General features: G+C 56.3%; 8 protein-coding genes. 4 read left to right on the forward strand and 4 right to left on the reverse strand.

What is annotated here, in order from left to right:
• Nucleotides 1-87 precede the first annotated feature (87 nt).
• The 3 genes from NQT62_RS08920 to polA are packed head-to-tail and all read right to left on the reverse strand — an operon-like array spanning nucleotide 88 to nucleotide 4621.
• On the reverse strand, nucleotides 88-873 hold the full coding sequence (locus NQT62_RS08920; RefSeq protein ID WP_256764335.1) for a ZIP family metal transporter: 786 nt from the start codon (nucleotides 871-873) through the stop codon (nucleotides 88-90).
• A 6-nt stretch (nucleotides 874-879) separates the two neighbouring features.
• Nucleotides 880-1785: a dienelactone hydrolase family protein gene (locus tag NQT62_RS08925; RefSeq protein WP_256764336.1), complete on the reverse strand. Its 906-nt coding sequence runs from the start codon at nucleotides 1783-1785 to the stop codon at nucleotides 880-882.
• A gap of 28 nt (nucleotides 1786-1813) precedes the next feature.
• Entirely contained in the window at nucleotides 1814-4621 is a 2808-nt protein-coding gene (polA, locus tag NQT62_RS08930) for a DNA polymerase I (RefSeq protein WP_256764337.1), read from the reverse strand.
• On the opposite strand from polA, the gene NQT62_RS08935 reads away from it, so the two are divergent.
• The 3 genes from NQT62_RS08935 to NQT62_RS08945 all read left to right on the forward strand — a co-directional run bounded on the left by NQT62_RS08935 (nucleotide 4622) and on the right by NQT62_RS08945 (nucleotide 7229).
• On the forward strand, nucleotides 4622-5359 hold the full coding sequence (locus NQT62_RS08935) for an LOG family protein (protein WP_256764338.1): 738 nt from the start codon (nucleotides 4622-4624) through the stop codon (nucleotides 5357-5359).
• 82 nt (nucleotides 5360-5441) lie between these two features.
• Complete coding sequence (locus NQT62_RS08940; protein ID WP_256764339.1) at nucleotides 5442-6398, forward strand: homoserine kinase; 957 nt, start codon at nucleotides 5442-5444, stop codon at nucleotides 6396-6398.
• Nucleotides 6399-6419: 21 nt separating this feature from the next.
• Nucleotides 6420-7229: a BPSS1780 family membrane protein gene (locus tag NQT62_RS08945; RefSeq protein WP_256764340.1), complete on the forward strand. Its 810-nt coding sequence runs from the start codon at nucleotides 6420-6422 to the stop codon at nucleotides 7227-7229.
• On the opposite strand, the gene NQT62_RS08950 is transcribed toward NQT62_RS08945, so the two are convergent.
• On the reverse strand, nucleotides 7230-9467 hold the full coding sequence (locus NQT62_RS08950) for a UvrD-helicase domain-containing protein (RefSeq protein WP_256764341.1): 2238 nt from the start codon (nucleotides 9465-9467) through the stop codon (nucleotides 7230-7232). It abuts the gene before it with no gap.
• 199 nt (nucleotides 9468-9666) lie between these two features.
• On the opposite strand from NQT62_RS08950, the gene leuS reads away from it, so the two are divergent.
• Complete coding sequence (gene leuS, locus NQT62_RS08955; RefSeq protein ID WP_256764342.1) at nucleotides 9667-12309, forward strand: leucine--tRNA ligase; 2643 nt, start codon at nucleotides 9667-9669, stop codon at nucleotides 12307-12309.
• Nucleotides 12310-12330: the final 21 nt, after the last annotated feature.

Consider the following 12330-nt stretch of genomic DNA (forward strand, 5'->3'; position numbering starts at 1 on the left):
GCTCCGCCTTGTTTTTTATTTCAGTGGCGCGGGTCATGTTGTCACGGGGTGTGCGGAGCGTGTATTAGGGCAAACCTCAACAGGGTTTTAATGGTGGTGGTGAAGAACGCTGGCCAGATAAGCCACCAGCACGACCCCGGCAGTGATGGTGGTGACTTGCATGATGCTGGAACGCAAGGCAAGGCGCTGCTGCATTTGGGGAATGAGGTCTGCAACAGCCACATACAGAAAACTGGCCGAGGCCAACACCAAGGCGATGGGCAGCACATGCTGCAGTTGCGAAAACAGGGTGAACCCGAGAAACGCCCCCAGCACCGCCGCTGCGCCAGCCACCGCCATCAGGCGAATGGCTTTGGCGCGGGCAATGCCTGCATTCATGAGCACCAGGAAGTCACCGGTTTGCTGGGGAATTTCATGCAGAACGATGGACAAGGTGGTCAGCAAGCCCAGTTGCACATCCACCAAAAAAGCGCTGGCAATCAGCAAACCGTCTGCAAAGTTGTGGATGGAATCACCCACCACAATCAACAAGCCACCCCGCCCTGCCTCGTGCCTGTCGAAGCCGTGCTCATGGTGGTGGCCGTCGTGCTCGTGGTGGTGGCTGTGCCTGAAAATGGCAAATTTTTCCAGCACGAAAAAAAACAGCAAACCGCCCAACAACCAGATGAATAGGTCGTGGTATTCCATGCCTTTGTCCAAGGCCTCGGGCAGCAAATGCAATAGTGAGGTACCCAGCAACACGCCTGTGGACAGGCTGACCATCGGCTCGAGTGCACGGGCAATGCTGCGCGAACTAAGCCAGGCCGCAGCCAGAATGGCCAGCGCCGTGCCGGTGGCCGAAGCCACCATGACGATCAACAAACTGGAGTGCACGTTGGGTTAGAGCAGGCCACGCCTGCGCAAAAACTGAAGTGCCTGATTGTACGCCTGTTTGGCGGCCGTCGAGTTGTAGGTATTCCGATAATCTGCGTGGAAGCCATGCTGCGCATTGGCAAACACCTCGATGTGCGTTTGTGCCGCGTTCGCATTGGCCGGTGCCGCTTTGGCCAAGGCTGCGCGCATGTCGTCAATGGTATTCAAAGGAATGGATGTATCTTCAGCACCATACAAGCCCAGCACGGGGGCTTTCAGGTCGGCCGCAAGATCAACCGGCTGTTTGGGTGTCAGTGCCGTTGCAGGCCCCACCAGCTTGCCATACCAGGCCACACCCGCACGCACCATGGGGTTGTGGGCACTGTACAACCACGTGATTCGACCGCCCCAGCAAAAGCCCGTCACGGCCAACTGGCCGGTGTTGCCACCATCACCAGCGGCAAATTCCACGCACTTGTCCAGGTCTTGCATCACCTGGGCATCGTCCATTTTCGAAATCACGTTCTGGAGAATTTCAGCCACGGTGGCATATTGCCCGGGCTCGCCATGGCGAAAAAAGATGTCGGGGGCCATGGCATAGAAACCCGCTTGGGCAAACCGCCTTACCACGTCCTCAATGTACGCGTGCACCCCAAAAATTTCTGGCACCACCACAATAACCGGTGGATGCTTTTTGTGTGCCGGCTTGGCGCGATAGGCAAACATGTCGTCATCGCCCACGTTCACCAACACCCGGTCTTCAATCAAACCGGTGGAAGGTGTGGTGATAGCCTCGGACAACACAGGGCCCGCAGCCATCGCAAAGCCACCCGCCGTCAACCCCTTCAGCACGGTGCGGCGATCGGCTGCCAGCTTCCCGCCACCAGCCAGGGCTTTCAAGTGTTCGCTATCTGTGTCGTGTTGGTCTTGCATGGTCGACTCCCGCCATCAATGGGCCTTGTTAATGTGCTTCTTCCCAGTTCAGTCCCACACCACAACCCACCTCCAGCGGCACCTTCAAGTCGGCCACCTGGGTCATGATGTCCGGTACTTTGCCCTGAATCAGCGCCAATTCGGAATTGGGGACTTCGAGAATCACCTCGTCATGCACTTGCATGATCATTTTGGTTTGAAGTTGCTCAGCCTTTAACCAGGCCGACAATTTGACCATGGCCATTTTGATCAGGTCTGCCGAGGTGCCCTGCATGGGCGCATTGATGGCCGCCCGTTCGGCCGCCGCACGGCGCGGCCCGTTGGGGCTTTTGATTTCGGGCAACCACAGGCGACGACCAAACACCGTGCTCACGTAACCATCCGCCTTGGCTTGCGCCCGAACATTCTCCATGTAGCGGGCCACGCCTGGATAACGTGTGAAGTAGCGGTCAATGTAGAGCTTGGCCGCATCGCGGTTGATGTTCAAGTTGGCCGCCAAGCCAAATGCACTCATGCCGTAAATCAGACCAAAGTTGATCACCTTGGCGGTTCGCCGCTGGTCTGAATTCACCTCGCCCAACGGCACACCAAAAATCTCGGAAGCGGTGGCGCTGTGAATATCCAGACCATGCTGGAAGGCGTGGATCAGGGCTTCATCCCCGCTGATGTGGGCCATGATGCGCAGTTCAATTTGCGAGTAGTCCGCCGACACCAACACATGGTCTGCTGGTGCCACAAAGGCTTCCCGCACACGACGGCCTTCTGCGGTTCGCACGGGAATGTTTTGAAGATTGGGGTCATTGCTGGCCAAGCGTCCAGTCACGGCAACCGCCTGGGCATAGTTGGTGTGCACGCGGCCAGTGCGTGGGTTAACCATGCGGGGCAATTTGTCGGTGTAAGTGCTTTTGAGTTTGGCGAGGCTGCGGTGCTCCAGCAATTTGGCGGGCAAGGGGTAGTCCTCAGCCAGTTTGCTCAACACCTCTTCATCGGTGGAAGGCGCCCCACTGGCCGTTTTTTTCACCACGGGCAGGCCCAGCTTGTCAAACAACAGTTCACCAATTTGTTTGGGTGAGTTCAAATTGAATTCGCCACCGGCCAATTCAAAGGCCTGGGTTTCTATCACCTTCAGCTTGTCGGCAATTTCGGCACTTTGGGCATCCAGTTTCGCGCTGTCAATCAGCACCCCATTGCGCTCCACTTCAAACAGCACCTGGCTGAAGGGAAGCTCAATGGTGTCATACAGCGTGGCCAACTCGGGCACCTGCTTGAGTTCAGCCCGCAGTGCACCGGCCAAGCGCAAGGTCACTTCGGCATCTTCCGCGGCATATCGTGTGGCTGTTTCGATCGGTACCTGCTCAAAGCTGATCTGGCTAGCACCTTTGCCCGCCACTTCTTCATATTTGATGGTGTTGTAATTGAGCCAGCGCAAAGCCAGTGCATCCATGCCATGCGGCTTATGCGCCTCGAGAATGTAACTGGCCAGCATGGTGTCCTCGACGAGGCCTTGAACCCACACATTGTGATTGGCCATCACGTGCAAGTCGTACTTGGCGTTTTGCGCAATTTTGGGGGCCTGTGCATCTTCAAACCAAGGCTTCAGCGCAGCCAAGGTATCGCCCAGGTTCAGCTGTGGCTCAGCGGTCAGGTCTTGATGGCCCAAGGGTATGTAATAACCAACCCCCGGCTCCAAAGCGAAGCACAGCCCAACAATCTGCGCATTCATGGGCTCCAGCGAGGTGGTTTCTGTGTCAAACGCCACAGCACGCCCAGCTGACTTGGCCTTGGTCAGTAGCTCAATCAATTCATGCAACGCGTCGGGGGTCTGAATGCTGACAGTTCGAATGGAATCAATGGACTGTGTGGGTGCATCGAACAAGGCATTTGGACCATTTGAAACCGACGAAACAGGCTCACCATTTGAGCCTGAAAACAAATCACCCGACACACCGACTGGCTCTTCTGGCACTCCACCCAAGGCACGAAACCAGGTTTTGAATTCAAAACGATGGAACAGCTTTTTCAAAACCTCGGCATTTTCGGTGCCCGCTTGCAGCTGGTCTTCAATGTGGCGGGCCAATTCAATGTCGCAGTCAGTTTTCACGGTCACCAAGGTTTTGCCGGTGGGCAACCAGTCCAGTGCCTTTTTCAGGTTTTCGCCCACCTTGCCGCCAATCTGACTGGCGTTGGCCACCACACCGTCCAGGGTTTTGTATTCAGCCAACCATTTGGCGGCTGTTTTTGGCCCCACCTTTTCAACACCGGGTACATTGTCCACGGTGTCGCCAACCAGGGTGAGGTAATCGATGATTTGTTCGGGGTACACACCAAACTTTTCAAACACGGCATCGCGCGTCATCACCGAATTTTTCATGGTGTCGACCAGGCGAATTTTGTCGTTCACCAACTGCGCCAGGTCTTTGTCGCCGGTGGAAATCACCACCTCGTCAAACCCTTGACGCAGTGCCGTCTGGGCCAACGTGCCAATCACATCATCGGCCTCAATACCGGGCTCTGCAATGACGGGCCAGCCTAGGGCTTTGGTCACCTCATAAATATGGGGTATTTGCGCAGCCAGATCTTCCGGCATGCTGGATCGGTTGGCCTTGTATTCCGGATAAAGATCGTCCCGGAAGGTTTTCCCCGGCGCATCGAAAATACAGGCGATACAATTGGACGTGAGCGCGTCGCTCGGGAAATCAGCCCGAAGACGCCGAAGCATGTTCACCATGCCATAGATTGCGCCAGTGGGTTCGCCAGCCCGATTGCGCAAATCCGGCATGGCGTGAAAGGCGCGGTACAGGTAGCTGGACCCATCGACGAGGAGTAAACGCTTCATATGACAACCAAGAACAAGAACATTCCGACCCTTCGCCACCTTCCATCCAAGGAGCAGTCCACCGCCGTCAAAGCGCGTGAATCGTGGCACGTGCTGGGAATTATGGCAGAGTTCATTGAGGCGACTGAGAAGCTCTCGGCAATTCGACCGTCGGTGTCCATCTTCGGCAGCGCCCGAACCAAGCCCGAACATCCGTATTATCAACTCACCGAAAAAATCGCCCGCGCCCTGTCCGACTCAGGCTTTGCCGTCATCAGCGGTGGTGGCCCAGGCATTATGGAGGCGGCCAACAAAGGGGCCCATGCTGGTCCCTCACCCAGTGTGGGGCTGAACATCGAGTTGCCTTTTGAACAACACGGCAACCCCTACCAAAACATCTCGTTGACCTTCCGGCACTTTTTTGCCCGCAAGGTGGCTTTTGCCAAATACGCCAGCGCATATGTCGTCATGCCCGGCGGCTTTGGCACGCTGGATGAATTGTTTGAAGCACTCACCTTGATTCAGACCAGCAAAGGCCGCCGCATTCCGGTGGTGCTGGTGGGCCATGCATTCTGGGGTGGACTCATCGACTGGATTCGGGGCCATCTGCTGGGCGAAGGCATGATCAGCGAAACCGATCTGGATCTGTTTGAACTGGTGGAAACACCCGACGAAGTGCTGGCCTGTATCTTCCGGTTCTATGAAAAGCGTTCTTTCCGCCCATCGGATGACGAGTCCGAGATGCTGCTCGACCTGTAACACAGGGGCAAACCCGGGTAAAATCGCCGGGTTTGCTTGCCGCTGAACCATGCGGGGCATCTGATCACTTTCAGGACCATTCATGGCTGTTTTCACCCGCATTACCCACGATGAGCTCAACGCCTGGCTGGCAGGGCGCCCCTGCGGCAGCCTGCAGTCCTTTGAGGGCATCAGTTCGGGGATTGAAAACACCAACTACTTTGTGAACACCAGCACCGGTCGATACGTGCTGACGATCTTCGAAAAACTTCAAGTCAGTGAATTGCCATTTTATCTGGGCCTGATGGGGCACCTGTCGAGCAAAGGCTTGCCTGTCCCAGGGCCTGTTGCTTCCCAGGCGGGCGATCTGTATTCAATGCTGAAAGGCAAGCCGGCCACATTGGTGAATTGCCTTCAGGGACACTCCGTTGAAGCGCCCAACGGCGCCCAATGCGCAGCCATCGGTCAATTTATAGCACTGGCCCACCTGGCCGTTCTGGACTTCGATGGTCAACTGCCGAACCCACGGGGGTTGAACTGGATTCAAGAGGCCACCGGTCGATTGGTCCAGCATGCCCCTGAACACGTGCTCGCCTTGCTCAGTGACGAAGTGGCTCACCAATCCCGTATTGCAGCCAGTGCCGCATACCGTGCGCTGCCCAAGGGGGCTGTGCATGCTGACCTGTTTCGTGACAATGCACTCATGGATGGTGACACCCTGGGCGGCGTGATTGACTTTTACTTCGCCGGGATCGACACCTTCCTGTTTGACCTGGCGGTGACGGTGAATGACTGGTGCATTGATCTGAACACCGGGGCCTTGGACGCCGAACGCACCGCCGCCCTTTTGGCGGGTTATCAAAAACATCGGCCCTTGCACATCGATGAACAAGCCTTGTGGCAAGACATGCTGCGCTCGGCAGCACTGCGGTTCTGGACATCCCGGCTGGTGGATTACTACATGCCCCGGGATGCCGAAGTCCTCCATGTGAAAGACCCATCCCACTTTGAACGTGTACTGAAAGCACGCCGCGCAGGTTGCCCGGCCTGCCAGATTTAATCAGGCCCCAGGAGTATCCACATGGCCACACACCTGCACATCTGCACGCCCCGCCAAGGCTGGGAATGGTTAATGAGCGGACTTGCCCTGTTCCGCAAAAAACCCTCGGAGCTGTTCTTGCTGGGCAATACCTATTTGTTCCTGTTGTTGTTTGTGGGCATGCTGATTCCGATGCTGGGTCCTGCTGTGGTCACCCTGCTGACACCAACACTGGGTTTCGGAATCATGCTGGCCGGGAAAATGATCAAATCCGGTCTGCGGGTTTCACCCGCAGTCTTGTTTGCAGGCCTGAGCCCTGCGCACCGCCCCCACCTGCCCCGCTTGTTCCAGCTTGGCTTTATTTACACCGCCTGTTTTGCAGTGATCAAACTGCTGGCCCATGCCCTGCTGGGCCCGCAACCCATGCTGGATGTATCAAACTTGCAGAAAATCGACCCAGCGCACATTGTTCAATTTTATGAGTACATGGCGACCTACCTCAGCCTGGTTGCTTTGACAAGCCTGCCAGTTATTTTGGCATTTTGGTATGCACCAGTGCTGGTGGTCTGGCATGGCATGTCGGCCGGTCAGGCCCTTTTCTCAAGCTGGATTGCTGTATGGCGCAACAAGTCAGCCTTCCTCATTTTCGGCATGGGCTGGATACTGCTCAGTGTTGGTTTCTGCTCTGCTGTGGTGGCGGTGTTCAGTCTCCTGGGGCTGCCTGCATCCTTGTTGGGTGCACTCAACATCCTGACCATGGCAGTGGTGATGAGTGTCTCGCTGGCCACGTTTTACCCCACATACACCGACGTGTTTGAGCACGACCCAGAGCACATTCAGACCCAGGCTTGATTACACCCTGCTGAGTTTCGCCAAACTCAGCATTAACCACTTCATGCCCTGGCGCCCGAAATTGATCTGGATTCGCTGATCATCCCCTTCACCCTCATAGGCCACCACCACACCCTGACCAAACTTGGCGTGTTCAACGCCCGTGCCAATGGGATAGGGTCTGTTGGCTGCCTTTTGCGTGTAGGCCTTTCCACCCCCAAAGCTGGCAGTGTTGTTCCAGGACTTTGCATCCAGTGCATCCCAACCCGAGCTCGCGATGTGTGCCCGCTTGGGGGTCAGCCATTTCAGGACATCTTCAGGCAGTTCATCCAGGAAACGGGACCGCAGGTGATAGCGAATTTGACCGTGCAGCATGCGCTGTTGGGCGTAACTAAGGAACAATTGCTCCCGCGCCCGGGTAATGGCGACATACATCAAGCGACGCTCTTCTTCGACCGCCTCCACACTGGTGCCATCGCCCGCCTCGATGGTATTGCCCACGCTGTTTTCATGGGGAAACAAACCTTCCTCCAGGCCGGTCACAAACACACAATGGAACTCCAGCCCTTTGGCTGCATGCGCAGTCATCAACTGCACCGCTTGCTCGCCTGCGGCGGCTGCGTTGTCACCTGCCTCCAAAGAAGCGTGGGACAAAAAGTCTGCCAATGGCGTGATGAGCTTTTCAGCATCCATCTCGGTGGCTGCCGTGTCTTGAAAGTAACCCTCAGCCACAGCGAATGAAGCTGCCGCGTTCACCAATTCTTTCAAGTTTTCAACCCGGTCTTCACCATCCTTGTCAGCCTCGAAGTGCTGCAACAAACCGCTTTCCACCACCACCTTGTCCACCAGCTCGGCCAGCCCCAAGCCACGGGTTTCAAACCGCAACCGCTCAATCAGTTGGGCAAATTTTTGCAAGCTCGCCTGTGCACGGCCATCCATCAGCGGGATGGCCCGGTACAGCGATATACCTTGTTGCGTGGCCAAGTCCTGCAGTTGCTCAATACTGCGCGCACCAATGCCCCGGGTTGGAAAATTCACCACGCGTGAAAACGAGTTGTCATCGTCCGCATTGTCCAACAGGCGCAAATAGGCCAAGGCATGCTTGATTTCAGCGCGTTCAAAAAAGCGCAAACCGCCGTACACACGGTAAGGAATGCCGGCATTGAACAGGGCCTGTTCCACCACCCGAGACTGGGCATTGGATCGATACAGGATCGCGATGTCAGAGCGACTCATGCCCTCTTCCGTGGTCAATTTCTTGATTCGATCGATGATGAAACCGGCTTCGTCCTGATCACTGATGGCCTCGTACACACGAATCGGTTCGCCCTCGCCCGCATCAGTCCACAAGTCTTTGCCCAAGCGGGCCTTGTTGTTTGCAATCAGGACATTGGCTGCTTTCAGCACATTGCCCACGGAACGGTAGTTTTGCTCCAGCTTGATGCGGTTTTGCACATCAAAGTCGCGCTCGAACTGGCTCATATTGGCCACCCGCGCGCCGCGGAATGCATAAATCGACTGGTCGTCGTCTCCCACGGCAAAAATACACCCTTGAGGGCCCGACAATCGCTTTAACCACTGATACTGCAGTGTGTTGGTGTCTTGAAACTCATCCACCAAAATGTAACGAAAACGCTGCTGATAGTGCTCACGCAACGCGGCATTGGCACCCAATAGTTCAAAGCTGCGCAACAGCAGTTCAGCAAAATCCACCACGCCTTCCCGCTGGCATTGGGCCTCATAGGCCTCGTAGAGCCTGACCATCATGCGGTGGTATTCGTCGAAGGCGTCGACGTCCTTGGGGCGTAAACCTTGTTCCTTGGCTGAGCCGATGAAGTAAGCCAGTTGCTTGGGCTGAAATTTCTCAGCATCAATGTTCAGCACCTTGTACATGCGTTTGATGGCCGATAACTGGTCCTGCATGTCCAAAATTTGAAAGGCTTGGGGCAAACCCGCTTCGCGCCAATGCGCCCGCAACATCCGGTTACACAGGCCGTGAAAGGTACCCACCCACATGCTGCGGGTGTTGATGGGCAACATGCTGGAAATGCGGTGAAGCATTTCCTTGGCGGCCTTGTTGGTGAATGTGACTGCCAATACCCCGCCTGGCCCCACTTGCCCGGTTTGAATCAGCCAGGCAATTCGCGCGGTGAGCACCTTGGTTTTCCCGCTGCCTGCGCCAGCCAGAATCAAGGCTGACTCTCTGGGCAGGGTGACTGCGGCCAATTGCTCGGGGTTCAGATTGTCGAGTAGGGACACGTGCGCAATTCCAAGATTCAATGGCTGTTGATTTTAACAGTGTTATTGCCACAACACTGACGCAGCCCCAACTCACGCAACCTCGAAAGCACCACAAAGCCCGATATAATCAAAGATTGCCCCGAATCCCTGAAAAACCGGCCGTGTTATTCATCCTGACCTCGCCGGCGGGCCCGATTTTTTGCATTCCCTGACCACCATGCTCAACCAATACGCTGCCCAAGACATTGAATCATCCGTACAGGGCCAATGGAAGGCGACCGACGCCTACAAAGCCGAGGCTTTTGCCAAAAATGCCCAGGGCCAGGAAAAGCCCAAGTACTACTGCGTGTCAATGCTGCCTTACCCCAGCGGCAAACTCCACATGGGCCATGTGCGCAACTACACCATCAACGACGTGATGATTCGCCAAAAGCGCATGAAGGGCTACAACACCCTGATGCCCATGGGTTGGGACGCATTCGGGATGCCCGCAGAAAATGCGGCCATGGCCAATGGAAAGCCACCCGCTGCATGGACATACAGCAACATTGCGTACATGAAAAAGCAGATGGAATCCATGGGCTTGGCGATTGACTGGTCCAAGGAAGTGGCCACCTGCAAACCCGATTACTACAAGTGGAACCAGTGGTTGTTCTTGAAGATGCTGGACAAAGGCATCGTCTACAAAAAAACAGGCACTGTGAATTGGGACCCGATTGACCAGACCGTACTCGCCAACGAACAGGTGATCGATGGGCGCGGCTGGCGTTCCGGCGCGGTGGTGGAAAAGCGCGACATTCCGATGTATTACATGGCCATCACCAGCTACGCCGATGCATTGCTCGACGACCTGAAAGACCTGCAATGGCCAGAGCGTGTGAAACTGATGCAGGAAAACTGGATTGGCAAGTCCACTGGCGTTCGCTTTGCTTTCCCGCACAGCATTGCCGGGGAAGATGGTGTGCCGGTTCAGGACGGCAAGTTGTATGTGTTCACCACCCGGGCCGACACCATCATGGGTGTCACCTTTGCAGCAGTTGCAGCCGAGCACCCGCTGGCCACACTGGCCGCCGCCAATAACCCCAAACTGCAAGCCTTTATTGCCGAATGCAAAGCCGGCGGCGTGGCCGAGGCCGACATGGCCACCATGGAAAAGAAGGGCATGCCCACAGGGCTTTCTGTGAAGCACCCCATCACCGGTGCCGACGTGCCGGTTTGGGTGGGCAATTACGTCCTGATGAGCTACGGCGACGGCGCTGTGATGGGTGTGCCTGCCCACGACGAACGTGATTTTGCCTTCGCGCTGAAGTACGGAATCCAGATCAAACAGGTCATCGATGTCAAAGGCCAAGCCTTTGACGCCACCGCCTGGGCCGACTGGTATGGCGACAAAGAACACGGTGTTTGCGTGAACTCCGGCGAGCTGAACGGCAAAGGCCATTCAGACGCTGTGAACTGGGTGGCCGATTTTATGGCGGCCAAGGGCCTGGGCGAGAAACGCATCCAGTTCCGCCTGCGCGACTGGGGCATTTCCCGCCAGCGCTACTGGGGCACGCCCATTCCCATCATTTACTGCGACACCTGCGGCGACGTGCCGGTGCCCGAGCAAGACCTGCCTGTGGTGTTGCCGGAAGACCTGGTGCCGGACGGCAGTGGCAACCCGCTGGCCAAAAGCGCAGCCTTTTACCAATGCACTTGCCCCAAGTGCGGCAAGCCTGCACGGCGTGAAACCGACACCATGGACACCTTCGTGGACTCCAGTTGGTACTTCACCCGCTACGTGTGCAACGACGCAGACACCATGACCGATGCGCGCGCCGACTACTGGATGCCCATGGACCAGTACATTGGCGGCATTGAACACGCCATTTTGCACCTGCTGTACAGCCGCTTCTGGACCAAGGTCATGAACGACCTGGGGCTGGTGAAATTCCGCGAACCCGCCACCGCCTTGCTCACCCAAGGCATGGTGCTGAACGACACCTATTACACCGAAGAAGCCAACGGCAAGAAAACCTGGATCAACCCAGACGATGTGGAAGTCAGCTTCGACGACCGTGGCCGGCCTGTGTCTGCCCAACTCAAAGCCAGCGGAACACCTGTGCACATTGGTGGTGTTGAAAAAATGTCGAAGTCGAAGAACAACGGCATTGACCCCCAAGCTTTGATCGACCAGTATGGTGCGGACACGGCACGCCTGTTCACCATGTTCGCGGCGCCACCTGAGCAAAGCCTGGAATGGAGCAGTTCGGGTGTGGAAGGTGCGCACCGATTCCTCAAGCGCCTGTTTCACCTGGGTGCCAACTTTGAAGCCGTGTTCACTGCACAAACAGCGCTGCCAGACAGCCTTGGCAAAGCCGCACAAAACACCCGGCGTGAAGTGCACGATATTCTGAAACAAGCCAACTTTGACTACGAGCGCAACCAGTACAACACGGTGGTGTCAGCTGGCATGAAAATGCTGAACACGCTGGATGCATTTGCCCCGCAAGCCAACAACGACGATGACAAAGCCGTGCTGGTCGAAGGCATGGGCATCCTGCTGCGAGTGCTCTACCCCATTGTGCCTCACCTGACTTGCCACCTGTGGCAAGCGCTGGGTTATGCAGGCGCATTGGGTGAGCTTCTGGATGCCCCATGGCCCGAGGTCGATGCGCAAGCGCTGGTTCGTTCCGAACTCACCTTGATGGTGCAAATCAACGGCAAACTGCGCGGCAGTATCGAAGTGCCCGCCGAGGCCGACAAAACCAGCATCGAAACCGCGGCGCTCGCCAGCGAGGCCGCCCAGAAGTTCATGGACGGCAAGCCTGCGAAGAAAGTGATTGTGGTACCCGGCAAGTTGGTCAATATTGTGGTGTAAGGTACAAATCAGCAAACACAA

This window comes from Limnobacter humi (genome assembly GCF_024518835.1).
GTDB lineage: Bacteria > Pseudomonadota > Gammaproteobacteria > Burkholderiales > Burkholderiaceae_B > Limnobacter > Limnobacter humi.